This is a genomic window from Salinicoccus hispanicus, assembly GCF_009831115.1.
In the GTDB taxonomy this organism is placed as follows: Bacteria; Bacillota; Bacilli; order Staphylococcales; family Salinicoccaceae; genus Salinicoccus; species Salinicoccus hispanicus.
On the sequence record NZ_WUUK01000004.1, the window covers coordinates 190,883 to 208,855 of the forward strand.

Annotated in this window: 24 protein-coding genes; 18 read left to right on the forward strand and 6 right to left on the reverse strand. The window is 46.8% G+C overall.

The window, feature by feature from the left end:
• The first annotated feature begins 19 nt into the window (after positions 1-19).
• From GQ671_RS10795 to GQ671_RS10825, 7 genes are all read left to right on the forward strand, one after another.
• Entirely contained in the window at positions 20-1,039 is a 1,020-nt protein-coding gene (locus GQ671_RS10795; RefSeq protein ID WP_160656897.1) for a LacI family DNA-binding transcriptional regulator, read from the forward strand.
• A complete protein-coding gene (locus tag GQ671_RS10800) occupies positions 1,036-1,752 on the forward strand; it encodes a ThuA domain-containing protein (RefSeq protein ID WP_160656900.1) in 717 nt (238 codons plus the stop codon). Before GQ671_RS10795 ends, GQ671_RS10800 begins: the two co-directional genes overlap by 4 nt.
• Positions 1,746-2,777, forward strand: a complete 1,032-nt coding sequence (locus GQ671_RS10805; protein WP_160657269.1) for a Gfo/Idh/MocA family protein — start codon at positions 1,746-1,748, stop codon at positions 2,775-2,777. The genes GQ671_RS10800 and GQ671_RS10805 overlap by 7 nt, the downstream gene beginning before the upstream one ends.
• A 9-nt stretch (positions 2,778-2,786) precedes the next feature.
• Complete coding sequence (locus GQ671_RS10810) at positions 2,787-3,818, forward strand: Gfo/Idh/MocA family protein (RefSeq protein WP_160656904.1); 1,032 nt, start codon at positions 2,787-2,789, stop codon at positions 3,816-3,818.
• 11 nt (positions 3,819-3,829) lie between these two features.
• Complete coding sequence (locus GQ671_RS10815; RefSeq protein WP_160656907.1) at positions 3,830-4,798, forward strand: sugar phosphate isomerase/epimerase family protein; 969 nt, start codon at positions 3,830-3,832, stop codon at positions 4,796-4,798.
• A gap of 14 nt (positions 4,799-4,812) precedes the next feature.
• Positions 4,813-5,976, forward strand: coding sequence for an ABC transporter ATP-binding protein (locus tag GQ671_RS10820; protein WP_160656910.1), 1,164 nt, complete (start codon positions 4,813-4,815; stop codon positions 5,974-5,976).
• A 96-nt stretch (positions 5,977-6,072) separates the two neighbouring features.
• A complete protein-coding gene (locus tag GQ671_RS10825) occupies positions 6,073-6,759 on the forward strand; it encodes a VOC family protein (RefSeq protein WP_160656913.1) in 687 nt (228 codons plus the stop codon).
• On the opposite strand, the gene GQ671_RS10830 is transcribed toward GQ671_RS10825, so the two are convergent.
• Positions 6,744-6,989 (reverse strand): hypothetical protein, encoded by a 246-nt coding sequence (locus GQ671_RS10830; protein ID WP_160656915.1) that lies wholly within the window; start codon positions 6,987-6,989, stop codon positions 6,744-6,746. The two genes, GQ671_RS10825 and GQ671_RS10830, sit on opposite strands and share 16 nt — an antisense overlap.
• Before the next feature lie 57 nt (positions 6,990-7,046).
• On the opposite strand from GQ671_RS10830, the gene GQ671_RS10835 reads away from it, so the two are divergent.
• Positions 7,047-8,315: a lipid II:glycine glycyltransferase FemX gene (locus tag GQ671_RS10835; RefSeq protein ID WP_160656919.1), complete on the forward strand. Its 1,269-nt coding sequence runs from the start codon at positions 7,047-7,049 to the stop codon at positions 8,313-8,315.
• A gap of 55 nt (positions 8,316-8,370) precedes the next feature.
• On the opposite strand, the gene GQ671_RS10840 is transcribed toward GQ671_RS10835, so the two are convergent.
• Genes GQ671_RS10840 through GQ671_RS12905 form a run of 4 tightly spaced genes read right to left on the reverse strand, consistent with a single transcriptional unit; the run spans position 8,371 to position 10,311 of the window.
• Positions 8,371-8,646 (reverse strand): hypothetical protein, encoded by a 276-nt coding sequence (locus GQ671_RS10840; protein ID WP_160656922.1) that lies wholly within the window; start codon positions 8,644-8,646, stop codon positions 8,371-8,373.
• Positions 8,647-8,665: 19 nt separating this feature from the next.
• The gene (mspA, locus tag GQ671_RS10845) at positions 8,666-8,980 is read right to left on the reverse strand and encodes a membrane stabilizing protein MspA (RefSeq protein WP_160656925.1); all 315 of its coding nucleotides are present in this window, start codon (positions 8,978-8,980) and stop codon (positions 8,666-8,668) included.
• Positions 8,977-10,128: an MFS transporter gene (locus tag GQ671_RS10850; protein WP_160656928.1), complete on the reverse strand. Its 1,152-nt coding sequence runs from the start codon at positions 10,126-10,128 to the stop codon at positions 8,977-8,979. The genes mspA and GQ671_RS10850 overlap by 4 nt, the downstream gene beginning before the upstream one ends.
• A 12-nt stretch (positions 10,129-10,140) precedes the next feature.
• Positions 10,141-10,311, reverse strand: a complete 171-nt coding sequence (locus GQ671_RS12905) for an SE1832 family protein (RefSeq protein ID WP_170288695.1) — start codon at positions 10,309-10,311, stop codon at positions 10,141-10,143.
• A gap of 119 nt (positions 10,312-10,430) precedes the next feature.
• On the opposite strand from GQ671_RS12905, the gene GQ671_RS10855 reads away from it, so the two are divergent.
• Positions 10,431-11,108: a phosphotransferase gene (locus GQ671_RS10855; protein WP_160656931.1), complete on the forward strand. Its 678-nt coding sequence runs from the start codon at positions 10,431-10,433 to the stop codon at positions 11,106-11,108.
• Positions 11,109-11,146: 38 nt separating this feature from the next.
• Here GQ671_RS10855 and GQ671_RS10860 read toward each other — a convergent pair whose 3' ends face one another.
• On the reverse strand, positions 11,147-11,947 hold the full coding sequence (locus GQ671_RS10860) for a PepSY domain-containing protein (protein WP_160656934.1): 801 nt from the start codon (positions 11,945-11,947) through the stop codon (positions 11,147-11,149).
• 149 nt (positions 11,948-12,096) lie between these two features.
• Here GQ671_RS10860 and GQ671_RS10865 point away from each other — a divergent pair, with 149 nt between their 5' ends.
• From GQ671_RS10865 to rplV, 9 genes are all read left to right on the forward strand, one after another.
• Positions 12,097-12,735: a YczE/YyaS/YitT family protein gene (locus tag GQ671_RS10865; protein WP_160656937.1), complete on the forward strand. Its 639-nt coding sequence runs from the start codon at positions 12,097-12,099 to the stop codon at positions 12,733-12,735.
• 34 nt (positions 12,736-12,769) lie between these two features.
• A complete protein-coding gene (locus tag GQ671_RS10870) occupies positions 12,770-14,104 on the forward strand; it encodes an NCS2 family permease (RefSeq protein WP_160656940.1) in 1,335 nt (444 codons plus the stop codon).
• Positions 14,105-14,416: 312 nt separating this feature from the next.
• Entirely contained in the window at positions 14,417-14,725 is a 309-nt protein-coding gene (gene rpsJ / locus GQ671_RS10875) for a 30S ribosomal protein S10 (RefSeq protein ID WP_145287947.1), read from the forward strand.
• A gap of 25 nt (positions 14,726-14,750) precedes the next feature.
• The gene (gene rplC, locus GQ671_RS10880) at positions 14,751-15,413 is read left to right on the forward strand and encodes a 50S ribosomal protein L3 (RefSeq protein WP_160656943.1); all 663 of its coding nucleotides are present in this window, start codon (positions 14,751-14,753) and stop codon (positions 15,411-15,413) included.
• A 30-nt stretch (positions 15,414-15,443) separates the two neighbouring features.
• Positions 15,444-16,067 carry a 50S ribosomal protein L4 gene (rplD, locus tag GQ671_RS10885; protein WP_160656946.1) on the forward strand — a complete coding sequence of 208 codons (624 nt, stop codon included), beginning with the start codon at positions 15,444-15,446 and terminating at the stop codon, positions 16,065-16,067.
• Positions 16,067-16,339, forward strand: a complete 273-nt coding sequence (gene rplW / locus GQ671_RS10890) for a 50S ribosomal protein L23 (RefSeq protein WP_160656949.1) — start codon at positions 16,067-16,069, stop codon at positions 16,337-16,339. Before rplD ends, rplW begins: the two co-directional genes overlap by 1 nt.
• 31 nt (positions 16,340-16,370) lie before the next feature.
• Positions 16,371-17,210 carry a 50S ribosomal protein L2 gene (rplB, locus tag GQ671_RS10895; protein ID WP_160656952.1) on the forward strand — a complete coding sequence of 280 codons (840 nt, stop codon included), beginning with the start codon at positions 16,371-16,373 and terminating at the stop codon, positions 17,208-17,210.
• 60 nt (positions 17,211-17,270) lie between these two features.
• Complete coding sequence (rpsS, locus tag GQ671_RS10900; RefSeq protein WP_040105344.1) at positions 17,271-17,549, forward strand: 30S ribosomal protein S19; 279 nt, start codon at positions 17,271-17,273, stop codon at positions 17,547-17,549.
• 31 nt (positions 17,550-17,580) lie between these two features.
• Positions 17,581-17,964, forward strand: a complete 384-nt coding sequence (gene rplV, locus GQ671_RS10905; RefSeq protein ID WP_160656955.1) for a 50S ribosomal protein L22 — start codon at positions 17,581-17,583, stop codon at positions 17,962-17,964.
• The last annotated feature ends 9 nt before the right edge of the window (positions 17,965-17,973 follow it).

Genomic DNA, 17,973 nt, shown 5'->3' on the forward strand with positions numbered 1-17,973 from the left:
CCAGAAGGGTTAGTGTGAAATGGTGACGATAAAAGATGTAGCGAAAATTGCGGGGGTGTCCCCCTCCACTGTTTCCAGAGTGATCAAAGATCATGACGGCATCAGCAGCACTACAAAAAAGAGAGTCAGAAAAATAATGGAAGAGATCGGATATGCGCCAAATATCGCGGCGCGGAATCTTGTGACGAATCAGGCGAATACAATCGGCCTGGTCATCAAAAGCGGCATTCACGAGGTCAACCTGAATCCGTTCTATTCCGAAGTGAATCTCGGAGTTTCCGAGGCATGCAGAGAGAATGGCTTTTCGACCCTCACCACTTCTGCATCGAATGATGTGAGTCTTCTGGCGGAAGTGAAAGAGCTGATCAGCTCCAGACAGGTCGATGGATTCATTCTTCTATATTCCAGAACAGACGATCCCATAGCAGATTTCCTTACTGCAGCAGGTTTCCCCTATGTCGTCATCGGGAAAAATATATTTAAAAACTGCGAAGCAGCCTATGTGGATAATGATAATGTACAGGCAGCATATGCAATCACTGAATTATTGATCCAAAAAGGGTATAGTGAAATTGTAATGATTGTCGACAATGACATTTTCGCAGTTGCGAAGGACAGGATAAAGGGGTTTGAAATGGCTATGGAAGCATCTGCTCTGTCTGAGAATGGCAGAGTGATCAAATGTGAAAACGAAGACGGATCGATCCATCATATGCTGGAATCCCTTTTCAGCACAAATCAGCCGCATGCTCTGCTGACTTTGGATGGTGTGCTGAATTCCCGGATTGTCTCCCACCTCTACCGGTTGGGAATACGCATTCCACGGGATGTCGCGACCGCAACTTTCAGTGATTCACTACTGACGAAGCTTGCTTCACCGCCTCAGACGACAGTGGATATTTTTCCACAGGAGCTGGGCAGGGAGGCAGGCAAGGAAATCATCATGCTGATACGGGATCCCGACAGGTTGAAAAAGAACATCACAGTGCCGACGCGTATTATAGAGCGGCAATCCACACACAAGGAGGAAGTTGAATGAAAGTGACGGTTTGGAATGAATACAGACACGAGAAGGAAAATGAAGTGGTAGACAATATCTACCCTGAAGGCATCCATGCCCAGATTGCAAGTTTCCTCGAAGGGCATGAAGTGACAACAGCAACGCTCGATGAACCTGAGCATGGTCTGACCGACGAAGTGCTGAATGATACGGATGTGCTCATATGGTGGGGACACAAGGCCCACGATGAAGTATCTGATGAAATCGCCGAGAAGGTGCAGCAGCGCGTATGGGACGGCATGGGACTGGTCGTTCTCCATTCCGCACACTTCTCAAAACCATTCAAACTGCTCATGGGAACATCGTGTGACCTTAAATGGCGCGAAGCGCAGGAGAAGGAGCGCCTATGGGTGGTTGATCCGACGCATCCGATTGTGGATGGGCTCGGAGAGTACTTCGAGCTGCCGCAGGAAGAGATGTATGGAGAACACTTCGACATACCTGTTCCGGATGAACTGATCATGCTCAGCTGGTTCGAAGGCGGAGAAGTGTTCAGAAGCGCGTGCACCTTCAAACGTGGGAACGGTAAAATATTCTACTTCCGTCCCGGTCATGAAACACACCCGACATACTACGATGCAAACGTCCAGACAGTCATCAGAAATGGTGTGGACTGGGTAGGCAGTGGCCACGGCAAAAAGCATTTCTACGGGAACCATGAACCATTGGAACAGATAAAGGAGAAATCATAATGATCAACGTTGGTATTATTGGATGCGGCAGCATTGGAGTCAAACGTCATATTGCAGAATATACCGATATTGAAAATGCACGACTGGTTGCATTCTGCGATCCGGTCATAGAACGGGCCGAAGCGCAGCAGGAGATCTACGGCGGAAAAGTCTATAAGGACTACAAGGAGCTATTGGCTGATGAGTCTGTCGAGGCTGTCAGTGTGTGTACGCCGAACTATAGGCATGCAGAAATATCAATTGCTGCTCTTGAGGCGGGCAAGCATGTATTGTGCGAGAAACCGATGGGTATCACTATGACCGAGATGGATCACATGATTGAAGCCGAAAGAAAGTCCGGCATGCAGCTGATGATCGGCCATAACCAGCGGCTGATCAAAGAACACCAGGTGGCGCGCGACTATATCGCTCGGGGCAAGCTCGGCAAGGTCTATTCTTTCCGCACCACTTTCGGCCATGGCGGGCCGGAGGGCTGGAGTGTGGACGGCAAGAACAGCTGGTTCTTCAAAAAGGACCAGGCGGCGATGGGTGCCATGGGCGACCTTGGCGTGCATAAGGCGGATCTGATCCGCTACATTCTTGATGAAGAGGTTGTCGATGTCGGTGGCTTCATTTCAAGAGAAGCAAAAGAGTTCTCTGATGTGGATGATAATGCCGTATGCATACTGCGGACAGAATCGAATGCGATCGGTACGCTGCAGGCGAGCTGGGCATTCTATGGAGAAGAGGACAATTCGACGGTCATTTACGGCGACAAGGGCGTGCTCAATCTTCTGGATGACCCTGAGCATTCCTTCATTTTCACAAGCAGTACAGGAGAAGTGGTCCGCGAGAACTACGGCGGCATCCAGACGAATGACGATGAAGGACAAAGCAAGAAATCTTTTGTCATGGAAGCATTCATCAATGCACTTGCTAAAGAAGAACGTGTCCCTGTAACGGCAGAGGATGCAAAGAAATCCGTCGAAATCATACTGGATGCTTTCGAATCAGATAGAACAAATAAGATTATAACTGAAGAATAGGTGTTGTAAATGTCCAAAATCAGACTGGGTTTCATAGGCGTCGGAGGAATAGCGACGGGCCGTCATATACCCACTTTCAGAACGTTCGATGATGTGGAGATCATGGCGGTCCAGGATATCAATCAGGAGCGTGCGATGAAGGTGGCCAACGAACTTGGTATTCCTGAGGTATTTTCCAAAATCGAAGATATGTATCCCTACGTGGATGCGGTGGTCATTTCTACGCCGAACAAATATCACGCCCCGATTGCCATAGATGCCATGAATAACGGTAAGCATGTACTCTGTGAAAAACCAATGGCGATGACTACAGAGGAATGCAATGCAATGATTGAAGCGGAGGAGAAGAACGATGTGAAACTGCATATCGCCTATCACTACCGCTTCATGAAAGAAGCGATTGCTGCCAAAAAAATTATCGAGCGTGGCACGATCGGTGAGCCATTGGTCGTTCGCGTAAAAGGACTCAGACGCCGCAAAGTGCCTGGCTGGGGTGTATTCACCAACCAGGAGCTCCAAGGCGGAGGGGCATTGATCGACTATGGCTGCCACCTGCTCGACCTGGCAATGTATCTGATGGGTGATGTGAAACCGATAGAAGTGTCGAGTTCGACATATAACCATCTCAGCCGTTCGAATACAGTCAATGAATGGGGACAGTTCAATCGCGATTCCTTTGAAGTGGAGGACCATGTCAGTGCATTCATCCGTTTCAATAATGGGGCATCGATGCTGTTTGAAACAAGTTGGGCGGCAAACATTCCCGAAGATGAAAACCATGTCAGTATTTCAGGTGCAAAAGCGGGACTGGATGTTTTTGATATGAAAGTCAACCAGGCGGATGAGGACCTTATGACGACAATGCGCATCGACTATATAAAAGTGGATGAGACCTTCAGCAGACTGCAGGCGGAGAACTTCATTTCCGCAATCAAGTACAACACACCACTGACAGTGAAGTCCACAGAGGCGAAGGAAGTATCGAAGATCATCGAAGCAATCTACTTGAGCTCAAAGGAACAGCGCAGTATCAGACTATAGGAGGCAAATAGATGAAACTCGGAGTGTTCAATCCATTATTCCAGAACATGGAACTCGAAGAAATGCTGGATTATGTCAAAGCATCCGGTCTGGATGCAGTCGAAATTGGAACCGGCGGCTACCCCGGCAGCAAGCACTGCAATCTTGATGAATTGCTTGAATCGGAATCGGCAAGAAAGGCCTATATCGATAAGTTCGAATCACGCGGCCTGATCATCAGTGCCTTCAGCTGCCATGGCAACCCGATTTCCCCGGAATCCTCCTTACGTGAGGAATCAGACACAGTTTTGCGTAAATCGATCGAACTTGCTGATCTTCTGGATGTACCGGTAGTCAATACATTCAGTGGTACACCGGCAGGTAATGAAACGGATACGGCTGTCAACTGGCCGGTCACACCATGGCCTGAGGAATATTCGCAGATCAAGGAATGGCAGTGGGAACATAGGCTCATTCCATACTGGCGGGATATAGCGGATGTGGCGAAAGCACATGATGTCAAAATCGGACTGGAACTTCATGGCGGTTTCCTTGTACACTCTCCACATACAATGCTGGAGTTGAGAAAAGCGACAAATGAATACATCGGAGCAAACCTCGATCCGAGTCACATGTGGTGGCAGGGCATTGATCCCGTAGCAGCAATAAAAATACTCGGGCGTGAAAATGCGATTCATCATTTCCATGCCAAAGATACTTATATTGATACAGATAACCTGAATATGTATGGATATCTGGACATGAATCCATACGGCGATATCAGAGACAGGAGCTGGACTTTCAGAAGTGTGGGTCTTGGTCATGGTATTGAGGAATGGACGAACATGATGAGTGCGCTCAGGACCTATGATTACGACTACGTTGTATCAATCGAACATGAAGATGGACTGATGTCCATTGAAGAGGGCTTTCAGACTGCTGTAAAGAATTTGCAGAATGTTATAATAAGAGAAACGCCGACTGATATGTGGTGGGCTTAAAGGAGTGATTGGGGATGGCGGAACTAAAACTTGAAAATATAAAAAAGACGTATGATAACGGCCCGACAGTCGTACATGACTTCAACCTTGAAATTCATGATGGGGAATTCATCGTACTTGTCGGTCCCTCGGGATGTGGCAAGTCGACTACGTTGCGGATGATTGCAGGACTTGAAGAGATAACTGATGGTACTTTCTACATCGATGAGAAGAAGATGAATGATGTGGAGCCGAAAAACAGGGACATCGCCATGGTATTCCAGAACTATGCGCTCTATCCACATATGAGTGTATATGACAATATGGCATTTGGTCTGAAGCTGCGCAAAACACCTAAAGAGGAAATAAAAAAGCGTGTCGAGAACGCAGCAGAAATTCTTGGGCTGACAGACTTCCTGAACCGTAAACCGAAAGCATTATCCGGTGGACAGCGTCAGCGTGTGGCACTTGGTCGCGCAATTGTCAGGGATGCGGGTGTTTTCCTGATGGATGAACCCCTCTCGAACCTTGATGCAAAATTAAGAGTCCAGATGCGTGCAGAAATCACCAAATTGCATAAACGGCTGAAAACGACGACGGTCTATGTTACCCACGATCAGACAGAAGCACTGACCATGGCCACACGCATTGTCATACTCGACAAGGGTGACATCATGCAGGTCGGAAGCCCCAAGGAAGTCTATGATTTTCCGGAGAATGTCTTCGTCGCCCAGTTCATCGGTTCGCCTGCCATGAACGTTTTTGATGGAGAAATCAGAAATGGCGAACTGGTCATCGGCGATTCCACGATAAAAATTCCCGAAGCGAAACGCCGGATGCTGGTCAACCAGGGCTATGACAATCAGCCGATCAAATTCGGCATCCGTCCTGAGGATATTCGAGAGGAAGCCGTCTTTGTGGAGTCGGAGCTTGCTTCGGCATTCAATGCAGAAGTAAAAGTAAGTGAACTGCTGGGTTCCGAAATCATGCTGTATTCCGAGCTTGAAGGACAGGAGTTCATTTCACGAGTGGATGCACGGAATGAGCTTGAGCCAGGAGACGTCATCAAATTTGCATTCGACATGAACAAAGGCCACTTCTTCGACAACGAAACAGAAAAGCGCATTGTTACGAGGGAAGAGCGCATGCGTGAAAAGGAAAGTCTTGAACAGGATGCACCAGACATCATCAAGTCATAGAACAAGCAGCCTGTCCGTATTGGGACAGGCTGCATTTTTTGGTTTTCGGTATTGATGCGTGATATTATGATATAGTAAAAAAAAGAGGTGAACGGCATGGTAGAATTCGATCATATCATCCATTATGTAAAAGAGCTCAGTACAGTTGAGACCGAAGGTATACTGCCCATCCATTCGGGAGGAAAACACGAACGTCTGGGTACAAAGAATCTGCTGTCGTATTTTGATCAGAGATATGTCGAGTATCTGGGGATTGATGACGAGGCGGTTTTCAAGCAGCATCTGGAAGAGTCGAAAGATTCATTTGCCACAACGATTGACAGTATGGGCTATGAAGAAGGATTTATTCGATATGCCCTCAGTACGGATGAAATTCACCAATTGGCGGATCGATACCGTGCACAGGGCTTTACACCGGTTGGCCCGGTCGATATGGAGCGCAGGACTGGGACGGAGACCATCCGCTGGAAGCTTTTGTACATTGAAGATGAATCGGAGATATTCCCGTTCTTCATCCAGTGGGAAGAGTCGAAGGCGCAACGGTTGGATCGGATCAGCCAATTGCGCGGCAACCTTTTGAGCCCCAAGATGAACATCCACCATGCAGTTCGGAGCAAGAAGGCATGGGAAGCCTTTTTTGATGTCATCGGTGTATGGGAAGGGGAGATTGATCCACATACCACCATCACTCTCTCGGAAAATAAAAATCCATCCATCACTCTGGAAGTGGAGATGGACGGAGAACCGGTCATATACAAAGGTGCTGTCTATAAATTTATATAGACGATCAGAGCGAGGTGCACAAAAGCTGAAAGTGCTGTAACGGCACTGAGGATGATCAGAGACTTTGAACCTCTGACGAGTATATACGCTATGCTTAGCATGATGGTGATGACGCCCAGAATGATTCTGACGCTCATCAGAGCGATGAGCTCACCGCTATCATATTGACCGAGCTGTATCATGCTGATGACATTAATGAGCAGAAGAAGGATCAAAATACCTTGTCTCATGATAGGACCACCTTTCATGAGATAATTATATCAGATTTTATTTGAATGGAGACCAATATGCTTAAATTGTTGAACCTGACAGAAGATGAACATGATCAATTTGTAGAGACCCATCCGCACGGGGATCTGCTGCAGTTGACCGACTGGGCGGGATCCAAGCGTCTTACCGGCTGGTACGCAAGGCGCCTGGCGGTCGGTAATGATGATGAAGGAGTGCTTGGAGTTGCGCTTCTGCTCTTTAAAAGGGTGCCGAGACTTAAAAGGACGCTATGCTACATATCGAGAGGCTTCGTCTGTGACTATCAAAACAGGGAACTGGTGGATTTCATGCTGGATGAAGCGTTGAAGATTGCCAGGGATGAAAAGGCATATGCCATCAAAATAGACCCTGACCTGCCCCTTGAAAACCACCGGCAGACAATCGAGTACCTCGAGTCAATCGGCTTCAGACACCGGGGACTGAAAGATGGCATGAGCAAGGACAATATACAGCCGCGCCAGACAATGGTGGCTGCCATCGACAAAAGCGATGAAGACCTTCTGCAGAGCTATGAGCGTAATAACCGGACGAGAGTTCGTAATGCCCTCCGCCGTGGCACAGAAGTGTACAAGGCAACACAGGATGATCTGCCGATATTTGTCAGGCTTATGAAGGAGACCGGGCAGCGGGATGGTTTCCTCACGCGGGATATCACCTATTTTGAATCGCTTTATGAAAACCTCCATGACAAAGGACATATGGAATTATTCCTCGTCAAGCTGATACCGGAGAAAGTTGCGGCTTCACTCGAAGAAGACATGACTAAAGTGGAAAAAGAGTTTAAGAAGGCTGAAAAGAAGAAGGATGGCAGCAAGAAGGAGAATCAGCTCAAAGATCTTGATAATCGGAGAGAGAAGCTGAGGGAGCAGCAGCATGAAATCGAGCAGTTGCAGCAGGAACATCCTGACGGTATTGTACTGTCAGGTGCACTGCTTGCCCAGTCGGGGCATAAGTCCTATTATCTGTATGGCGCGTCATCCAATCTGTACAGGGAATATCTTCCGAATCATCACATGCAGTATGAAATGATGAAGTATGCGCGTGATAATGGTGCAAAAACGTATGACTTCGGCGGTGTCAGTGTGGCACCACCGAAAGATTCACCACATTTCGGACTGTGGCAGTTCAAGAAGATCTGGGGAACAGAAGTGAGCGAAAAAGTTGGCGAATTCGACTATATCATCCACCGGCCGTTATATACATTGGCCGAAGTGGGTGTGCCGATGTTCCAAAAAGGCAAGGTGAAGCTTAATCAGACATTGAAAGCCATCAAAGACCGACGTTGAACTTATATATCATCAGAAAAACCTGCTTCCTTATGGAAGCAGGTTTTTTAGTCGGCTACAGGAAATAGGGGCGGGTAATGATGATGAGCAGTATGAAAATCAGAGACATTACCGACATCAGCAGCAGCGTGATGGATAGCGCAAGATGGATATTGCTGTTTTCATAAAGGTTCGGTTCAGAATTTGTTGCCTTCCATCCCGCTGTGAGTGAAATAAGGCTCAGTAGCGCCCACACATATATATTAAAGAATATGACACCGTCATTGATGATATAGTTTATGAAAAACATGACTTGCATGAGTATGAGCAGAATCAGTATGACACGTCTCAAGTTTCCACCTCTTTTCCTGTTACTGCGTCAGCAGCATGATGATGAGGACGGCGGAAATCATGAGTGTAAAGGCATGTACCATGAATAGACGCGCACGGTCCCCTTTGGCTTCCTTGAAGCCGGTGATTTCAACTGATATGAGCAGACAGGCAGCGAGTGCAAAAATGAGTGTGCCATCAGGGTTCGGAGTGTTGAGGGCAGTAGCTGTCATTATCAGCATAAAGGCGATACCGGCGATGAGCCTTAGAATATCAAGTATCCGACTTCTTTCAAAAAGTATGGTTGCTGCGCTGACGACCAGATACAGAAGCATCATGAGTATGGTCAGAATCATGCGAAATTCCTCCTTTTCCTGAAGTATTGGAAAATGAAGTAAGTGGATAGCAGTGTTGCGGCGGCCCCGAACAGGAAGGGCAGTCCTGAAGTCAGGACGAACAGTATATTGAAGACGATCGGTCCGAAAATTCTGCCCAGACTGTCAAGGGAGTATGTAGTGGCGGTCATGCGTCCCATTTCATCACTGTGTGCCTCTTTGGTAATCTGAGAAGTAAGCAGCGTTTTGACCAGTGCATTCCCTGTCATCAGAAGAACGATGCACACACCTGCATATAGCAGACTCGACATGAATGGCAATAGGATGAAAGCAACCAGTGTCAGAATCTGGCCGGCAATCATCACGGGATATTCCTGGCCATCCTTGAGCCGGCCGATGAACCCACCCTGCACTGCAGCGTTGAAAATACCACCGACTACAAACAAGGCGCCCATCTGGGCTGGTGTAATATCAATGCGGTCGATGCCGAGCAGCTGGAACGTACTTTCCATGCCACTCATGGTGAACATGACAAAGAATGTACATATAAGAAGGATGCCGACGGGTTTCAGGAAATACTCGCCTGGCAGTGTGATTTCTTTGCCGGTCCTGTTCCCGGGGCGATAGGTTTCTTTGACTTTGAACATGCTGAACAGCAATGCACCGATGATGACCAGAGTAGTCATGTAGTAGGCGAAGCTCAGGCTGATCTGGGCGAGCAGACCACCGATGCCTGGTCCGAAAATGAATCCGAGACCAATGGACATGCCAATCAGTCCCATGTATCTTGTCCGCTCTTCCCGGGTCGTCAGATCAGCCACCATGCTGGTGGTTGCTGTGTAGAGCGCACCGGAAGCGGCGCCTCCGATCAGACGGCTCAAGTAAAGTACCCACAGCACATCGATGAACATGCCGAACAGCAGGAAGCTGAAGCTGAAGGCCAACAGTCCATACAGCAGGATCAGGCGACGTCCATAACGGTCGCTGAGTTTCCCGAAGAAAGGTGCAGAGAGAAAGCTCGCGATGGAGTAGACGGCAAGCAGCCATCCCATGTGTAGGGTGGATACTCCGAGCTCGGTCACCAGTTCCGGGATGACGGGTATGATCATGCTGAACCCGAAATATATGAGAAATTGTATGATCATGATGAAAAGGATCATTTTTTTCATGGTTGGCACTTCCTATTGATTATTTCTGATTTCCTTTTTTGTCTGTGCAATTTCCGTCTCTATCTGAACAAGGCGCTCTTCCATTTTTGATGTACTATTGCCTGTGGATTCCAGCTTTTCCAGATCGCCCTGAATGCGTATATACTCATTTTTAAGTTCCATGAGTCTATAGTTCAAATCCATTACTTTCACCACCTTGAATTATAGTTGTATCATATCATAATGCAATTGATATTAGGGGAAACACTGATGACATTCTAACGATAATTGAAGTAGAATGATAGTGAATGGAGGGACTTTGAATGCACACTTTTGAGATATACGAGGAATACTATGATTGGACGCCGCTCTCCAGCACTTCCGACGCGCGGGTCCACCTGCTTGAATATGGAGGCGAAGACCCACCCAACGTATACCAGCCGAAAGAACCACTGGTGGCAAAGTCCTATCCGGATGACGTGAAAAGCACCCGGAGGGAGTATAAGAGGCTGCTCTGGATGGAAATGAATAAAGTGAATGGTGTGCCAAAGCCGGTTACGCTATACGAAGAGGATGGTGCGTACATGTTCTACCTGGCGCTTCCAGGTATCGATGCAGGAGCATTTCTGAAGCGGCAGCAGCCCGGAACGATCATCTCCACCCTGCGGCAGATCGGAAGATATTTGAGCTTTCTGCACAAGCAGAACATTGATGAGTGTCCTTTCATCTATTCTGAGGATTCCATCCATACTGATCTGGCCTTCACCCATGGTGATTTCAATCTTTCCAATGTCATTGTGAATGAGAATTATATAACAGGCAGTGTCGATATGGGGAGTGTAGGGGTAAGAGACCGGTACTTCGATCTTGCAGTCATGACACTTGATATCAGGAAGACTCTGGGTAGCGAGTATGTACAATATTTTTATGAAGGATACCGTATTAAAGATCACTTTGACGCACAGAAGATGGAGCAGTTCGTTCGCGTTGTGGAAGCATGAAAAAGGCGTAACCCGTCAGGTTACGCCTTTTATTCAATTCAGTCGTCCATTTCTGTTACTTCTCCGGTCTCGGCATTGATTGTCATATCAGTGTCAGCCATATCCATTTCATATTCGAGCTGTCCATCTTCGATGCTCAATGTCCATCCTTCCAGTCCTTCACCGGTTTCGTCTATGGCTGTCTGCGCAGCTTCTTCTGCTGCAACAGCATTATCATAATTGAAGTGTTCTTCTGTATCGAAGCCGTCATCATTTTCTCTTTCCTCATTAATAAAGGATAAGTCTTCTGCTGACAGAGTCGCTTCATATTCTTCAGTTTCACTTTCCATCTCCACCTGATAGACCCATTGGTCATCTTCATTGTCCAGTTCGAGCGTCTTAAGTGCTCCATCGAATTTCTCGGAAGCGGCTGTGACAGCTTCTGAAGCCTTATGTTCAAGATCGTCAGGCATGATGGTATCTGAAGTACTTCCCGGGTTCTCCTCTACGATTTCGTCCACATCTGGGGTATCGGTGTCTCCGCCCCCATCTGAAGTATCAGTGCTTTCATCCTCATTTGTTGCTTCGGCCGTATCTTCCTCTGGAGTGTTGTCTGAACTCTCTTCTACTATTTCATCCACTTCCGGAGTATCGGTGTCTCCGCCTCCATCTGCAGTATCAGTGCTTTCATCCTCATTTGTTACTTCAGTGGAATCCTCCTCATTACTGCTTGCATTCTCTTCTACCAGCTCATTGACATCTTCAGACTCGGACGTATCCTCGCTCGCGCTGTTTCCTCCACAAGCCGACATTACAAGAGAAGCTGTCAGAATTCCACCTGCAATTCTATATTTATTCATCATGGTCTTTCCTCCCGTTCCTTGGTCAATTATTATAATTTTCCCCCGCACTGAACGCTTCAAACGTTTCGAGAGTATCGTCAAATGATATTGCGTTTTTCATTACATGGGCGTAAACTGGTCTAGATAATAAAGTCGGGGAGGTTCATATGTTCAGCAATATAGCAAAACGGTGGCTTTTCTACGTAGTCGGGCTGGTCATTCTCGCACTCGGCATATCCATGACCATAAAAGGTCGGCTTCTCGGGCTGGGATCATGGGACGTCCTGCACTATGGTCTATGGCAGACTTTCGGTCTGACAATCGGCAGCTGGGCAATTATTGCGGGTGCTTCCATCGTCCTATTCACTGCCATAGTAACCCGCCGCCTTCCTAAAATAGGTGTCTATATCAATATGGTAGCTGTTGGGCTATTCATTGATGTGTTCAACTGGCTCATCCCGGAATTTGAAGGATGGACCCAACACATCATCATTTTCGCAATCGGTCTCATTGTCATGGCTTTTGGCGTGGCTTTCTATATTACTCCGAACCTTGGGGCGGGCCCGCGCGATACATTGATGTTGCTGCTGGTTGAAAAATTCGGATTGAAATTATCGATGGCAAGGAATATTATGGAGCTTGGCGCTGCTGTGGCAGGTTTTCTACTTGGTGGTCCAGTATTCATCGGTACACTCATCATCATTTTGTCTCTGGGCAAGCTTATCGAAGTATGGCTTCCCTTCACACGCCGTCTGCTCGTCAGCTTTCTGGGCGGGGAAGATAAGGAAATCATCAAGATAATATAGTTGTAAACAATCTGATCAAAGAATGGAGTAGGTTATGAAAAAGTTTTTTGACTTCGAAGGAAATGGCACAAACTACCGGCGTGAAATACTCGGAGGGTTGACGACTTTCCTATCCATGGCATACATACTCGCTGTCAATCCATCCATACTATCCCTCCAGGGTGTTGAAGGCATACCGGAGTCCATGCGCATGGACATGGGTGCGGTGTTTGTCGCTACAGCACTTGCAGCATTCATCGGTTGTCTTGTAATGGGACTGTACGCAAAATATCCAATTGCCCTCGCCCCAGGAATGGGTCTGAACGCATTCTTTGCTTTCACAGTCGTACTGACAATGGGCATACCTTGGCAGACCGCATTGACAGGTGTTCTATTTTCCGGAGTGATTTTCGCATTGCTCACCATCAGCGGAGTCAGGGAATACATCATCAACTCCATTCCAATGGAAATGAAGATGGCAGTCAGCGCCGGTATCGGCTTCTTCATCACTTTCGTTGGACTGCAGGGAGCAGGCATCATAGTGACGGACGAATCGACGCTGGTTGGTCTCGGAGTTCTGCACGATCCTACTGTACTCCTTGCAGTGGCAGGTCTGGTCATTACAGTCATATTAATGGCAAGAAAGGTGCCGGGTGCCATATTCTTCGGAATGATCATTACAGCCATCATCGGTCTCATGTTCGGGCTTGTGCCGCTTCCCGAAAGCTTCATCGGTTCAGTGCCGAGCATGGAACCGACCTTCGGGGCAGCATTCGAAGCGTTTTCGAATCCGGCTGAAATATTCAATATACAGTTTCTGATTGTTGTACTGACTTTCCTGTTTGTCGATTTCTTCGATACTGCAGGTACACTTGTCGGTGTAGCGAGCCAGGCGAATATGATCAAGGATAACAAGCTTCCAAGAGGCGGACGTGCGTTGCTGTCCGACTCGATTGCAACGATCGCCGGTGCCATCTTCGGTACGTCGACCACGACGTCCTATGTCGAATCGACAGCGGGTGTGGCAGCAGGGGCAAGAACAGGGTTTGCAAGTGTTGTAACCGGTGTGCTGTTCCTTTTGGCCATATTCCTGTCACCACTCATTGTCACTTTCACATCTGAAGTGACGGCACCTGCACTGATCATCGTCGGAACTCTCATGGTTTCAAATCTGGCAAAGGTGAAATGGGATCAGTTTGAAGTTGCAGTACCTGCATTCCTGACGATGTTCATGATGCCGTTGACCTATAGTATCGCTACAGGGATCGCCATCGGTTTTGTATTCTATCCGATTACAATGATCATGGCCGGCAGAAGAAAAGAGATTCATCCGATAATGTACGGGCTCTTCGTCATTTTCATACTGTATTTTGTATTTATGACCGAATAAATATTGTAATTTGTAACTGAATACTATATAATTGGACAGCGTATTGGCAGTCCAGCCGAAAAGAGTGAAAAAATCTTGCGTTATCTATTGATTTTTTCGCTCTTTTCGTGTAATATATCTAACGTTGGACTGAAATGGACGTGATATGTCCATGTTAAAGAACACACCGCCTTCCATAGAGGGCGCGCGTTTTCTGAATCGATGAAGCGAGAGGTTACTGACACGCCCGGCCGCTTTGCCATGGCAGCGTGCAAGAGAATTTTCGTGGAGAAGTCTATCAATCAATGATGACGACCAAAAGGAGGTTAAATAATGGCAAAACAAAAAATTCGTATTCGTTTGAAAGCGTACGATCACAGAGTGCTGGATCAGTCAGCAGAGAAGATTGTTGAAACAGCAAAACGTTCTGGTGCAGATGTTTCCGGACCGATTCCACTTCCGACTGAGAAGACGGTATACACAATCATCCGTGCGGTACACAAGTACAAAGACTCTCGTGAGCAGTTTGAACAACGTACACACAAACGTCTTATCGACATTGCAAACCCTACACCGAAAACGGTAGATGCCCTAATGGGACTCAACCTGCCATCAGGTGTGGACATCGAAATCAAATTATAAATTATAGCAGGAGGTGCGACTTTCGATGACCAAAGGAATCTTAGGTAGAAAAGTGGGAATGACTCAAGTTTTCGGAGAAAACGGCGAGCTTATTCCAGTAACTGTAGTTGAAGCAGCAGGTAACGTAGTGCTGCAGAAGAAAACGGAAGAAACTGATGGATACAGTGCAGTACAAATCGGTTTCGACGACAAGCGTGAGTTCTTCGCAGGTGCGAGAACAAACAAATATGCAAACAAGGCTGAAACTGGACATGCTAAAGCATCCGGTAAAGCTCCTAAGCGCTTCGTACGCGAATTCAAAAATCTCACAGCAGATGAATTCGAAGTCGGTCAAGAAGTCACTGTAGATACATTTGAAGCAGGCGACTTGGTAGACGTGACAGCAACATCCAAAGGTAAAGGTTTCCAGGGTGCGATCAAGCGTCACAACCAGAGCCGCGGACCTATGTCCCACGGTTCCCGTTACCACAGAAGACCTGGTTCAATGGGACAGGGTGCTGACCCATCACGCGTATTCAAAGGCAAAGCATTGCCAGGACGCATGGGCGGAGAAACTGTTACACTGCAGAATCTTGAAATCGTCAAAGTGGACGCAGAACGCAACGTTATTCTCGTAAAAGGCAACGTGCCTGGTCCACGTAAAGGATATGTAAAAATCGCAACAGCAATCAAAAAAGGTGTTAAATAATAGTAATTTAGGAAGGGAGGATTTAACACAATGGCAAGTATAGATGTATTAACTAAAGAAGGAAGCAAAGTTAATTCTATAGAACTTAACCAGGAGATTTTCGGTATTGAACCAAACCAGCATGTGCTGTTTGAAGCAGTGAATCTGCAACGCGCGTCACTTCGCCGCGGCACTCACTCAGTCAAGAACCGTTCCGCAGTCAGCGGTGGTGGTAAGAAACCATTCAGACAAAAAGGAACAGGTAATGCACGTCAAGGTACAATCCGTGCGCCTCACTACCGTGGGGGTGGAGTAGTATTCGGCCCTACGCCAAGAAGCTACTCTTACAAAATGCCTAGAAAAATGCGCCGTCTGGCTCTTCGCTCAGCGCTGTCCGCAAAAGTTAATGAAGAAGCATTGACTGTTGTCGACAACCTGTCACTTGATACACCGAAGACAAAAGACTTCTTGGCAATTCTTGAAAATCTGGATGCAAACAGAAAAGTACTTCTTGTACTTGAAGGCGAAGATGTAAACGTCGAACTTTCATCCCGCAATCTGCAAGGCGTTACAGTATTGACGCCAGAGCAGCTCAACGTACTCGATATCCTTTCTGCGAACCGTGTTATTTTCACTGAAGGTGCAATCAATAAAGCAGAGGAGGTGCTTCTGTAATGGATGCACGCGATATCATTAAACGCCCGGTAATCACTGAGCGTTCTGCTGACTTGATGTCCATGGACAAATACACTTTTGACGTGGATGTAAAAGCAAACAAAACACAAGTTAAATATGCAGTTGAAAAGATCTTTGATGTTAAAGTCGATAAAGTGAACATAATGAACTACAAGCCGAAGAAAAAACGTATGGGACGTTATAGCGGCTATACAAGAAAGAGAAGAAAAGCAATAGTGACGCTTAAAGAAGGCACTATTGAAATATTCTAATCAATAATTACCAATAAGGAGGTAAAACGAGATGGCGATTAAAAAATATAAGCCGACCACCAATGCTCGTCGTAATATGACTGGCTCTGACTTCTCCGAGATCACATCAACGACGCCAGAACGGTCACTATTACAGCCGCTTCCGAAAAAAGCGGGGCGTAACAACCAAGGTAGAATCACAGTACGTCACAAAGGTGGCGGACACAAACGTCAATACAGAGTAATCGACTTCAAGCGTATTAAAGATGGTGTACCAGGTCGTGTCACTCAGATTGAATATGATCCAAACCGTTCAGCGAACATCGCGCTGGTTGTATATGCAGACGGTGTGAAAAGTTACATCATTGCACCTAAAGGTGTAACAGTAGGGCACGAAATTATGAGTGGCCCAGAAGCAGATATCAAAGTTGGTAATGCACTGGCACTTACTGATATTCCTGTAGGTACAACAATCCACAATATTGAACTTAAACCAGGTAAAGGCGGCCAGCTGGTAAGATCAGCAGGAGCAAGCGCCCAGGTTCTCGGTAAAGAAGGTAAATATGTTCTTGTCAGACTACGTTCCGGCGAAGTACGTATGATCCTTGCAACTTGCCGCGCAACAGTCGGTTCCGTCGGTAACGAACAGCACGAACTTATCAATATTGGTAAGGCTGGTCGTTCAAGATGGAAGAGACAACGCCCTACAGTCCGTGGTTCTGTTATGAACCCTAACGACCACCCACACGGTGGTGGTGAAGGCCGTGCACCAATCGGACGTCCATCACCAATGTCTCCTTGGGGTAAACCAACCCTTGGTAAGAAGACACGTAAAGGCAAGAACCGTTCTGATAAGCTCATCGTAAGAGGACGTAAGAAGAAGAAGAAATAATGAAACCAAAGTAGTGTGCGGATAATTCATCCGCACGCATTATTGGAAGGAGGCGCCAAAATGGCTCGCAGTCTTAAAAAAGGACCTTTTGTTGACGATCACCTCATGAACAAGGTGGAAAAACTCAACGAAGATAACAAAAAAAGTGTAATCAAAACATGGTCACGTCGCTCTACAATCTTCCCTAACTTCATCGGTCATACAATCGCTGTATATGATGGACGCAAACATGTACCGGTATATGTCACTGAAGATATGGTCGGCCACAAGCTTGGAGAATTCGCTCCAACTAGAACGTTCAAAGGCCACGGAAACGACGACAAGAAAACAAGACGATAAGGTATAAGACGGAATAAAGGAGGAACGAAAGATGCAAGCGAAAGCAGTTGCAAAAACAGTTAGAATTGCTCCCCGCAAAGCGAGAATGGTTCTTGACCTCATTCGCGGCAAAGAAGTCGGTGAAGCGATTGCAATTCTTAAACTAACAAACAAAAGAACTTCGCCAGTAGTTGAAAAGCTGCTCAAATCAGCAGTAGCGAATGCTGAGCACAACTACGACATGGACATCGAAAGCCTATATGTTTCTGAAGCATATGCCAATGAAGGTCCAACATTGAAACGTTTCCGTCCACGTGCACAAGGCCGTGCGACTAAGATCAACAAACGTACAAGTCATATCACTATTGTTGTTTCAGAACCTTCAACTGAAGACGTTCAGGAAACAGAAGAAACAAAAGTAGAAGAGAACGCATAACAACCACAA

Bases quoted from the DNA above. Each gene is read 5' to 3' on its own strand.
- GQ671_RS10795 (WP_160656897.1), top strand. From the start codon at position 20: ATGGTGACGATAAAAGATGTAGCGAAAATTGCGGGGGTGTCCCCCTCC.
- GQ671_RS10800 (WP_160656900.1), top strand. From the start codon at position 1,036: ATGAAAGTGACGGTTTGGAATGAATACAGACACGAGAAGGAAAATGAA.
- GQ671_RS10810 (WP_160656904.1), top strand. From the start codon at position 2,787: ATGTCCAAAATCAGACTGGGTTTCATAGGCGTCGGAGGAATAGCGACG.
- GQ671_RS10815 (WP_160656907.1), top strand. From the start codon at position 3,830: ATGAAACTCGGAGTGTTCAATCCATTATTCCAGAACATGGAACTCGAA.
- GQ671_RS10820 (WP_160656910.1), top strand. From the start codon at position 4,813: ATGGCGGAACTAAAACTTGAAAATATAAAAAAGACGTATGATAACGGC.
- GQ671_RS10825 (WP_160656913.1), top strand. From the start codon at position 6,073: ATGGTAGAATTCGATCATATCATCCATTATGTAAAAGAGCTCAGTACA.
- GQ671_RS10830 (WP_160656915.1), bottom strand. From the start codon at position 6,989: ATGAGACAAGGTATTTTGATCCTTCTTCTGCTCATTAATGTCATCAGC.
- GQ671_RS10835 (WP_160656919.1), top strand. From the start codon at position 7,047: ATGCTTAAATTGTTGAACCTGACAGAAGATGAACATGATCAATTTGTA.
- mspA (WP_160656925.1), bottom strand. From the start codon at position 8,980: ATGATTCTGACCATACTCATGATGCTTCTGTATCTGGTCGTCAGCGCA.
- GQ671_RS10850 (WP_160656928.1), bottom strand. From the start codon at position 10,128: ATGAAAAAAATGATCCTTTTCATCATGATCATACAATTTCTCATATAT.
- GQ671_RS12905 (WP_170288695.1), bottom strand. From the start codon at position 10,311: ATGGATTTGAACTATAGACTCATGGAACTTAAAAATGAGTATATACGC.
- GQ671_RS10855 (WP_160656931.1), top strand. From the start codon at position 10,431: ATGCACACTTTTGAGATATACGAGGAATACTATGATTGGACGCCGCTC.
- GQ671_RS10860 (WP_160656934.1), bottom strand. From the start codon at position 11,947: ATGAATAAATATAGAATTGCAGGTGGAATTCTGACAGCTTCTCTTGTA.
- GQ671_RS10865 (WP_160656937.1), top strand. From the start codon at position 12,097: ATGTTCAGCAATATAGCAAAACGGTGGCTTTTCTACGTAGTCGGGCTG.
- GQ671_RS10870 (WP_160656940.1), top strand. From the start codon at position 12,770: ATGAAAAAGTTTTTTGACTTCGAAGGAAATGGCACAAACTACCGGCGT.
- rpsJ (WP_145287947.1), top strand. From the start codon at position 14,417: ATGGCAAAACAAAAAATTCGTATTCGTTTGAAAGCGTACGATCACAGA.
- rplC (WP_160656943.1), top strand. From the start codon at position 14,751: ATGACCAAAGGAATCTTAGGTAGAAAAGTGGGAATGACTCAAGTTTTC.
- rplD (WP_160656946.1), top strand. From the start codon at position 15,444: ATGGCAAGTATAGATGTATTAACTAAAGAAGGAAGCAAAGTTAATTCT.
- rplW (WP_160656949.1), top strand. From the start codon at position 16,067: ATGGATGCACGCGATATCATTAAACGCCCGGTAATCACTGAGCGTTCT.
- rplB (WP_160656952.1), top strand. From the start codon at position 16,371: ATGGCGATTAAAAAATATAAGCCGACCACCAATGCTCGTCGTAATATG.
- rpsS (WP_040105344.1), top strand. From the start codon at position 17,271: ATGGCTCGCAGTCTTAAAAAAGGACCTTTTGTTGACGATCACCTCATG.
- rplV (WP_160656955.1), top strand. From the start codon at position 17,581: ATGCAAGCGAAAGCAGTTGCAAAAACAGTTAGAATTGCTCCCCGCAAA.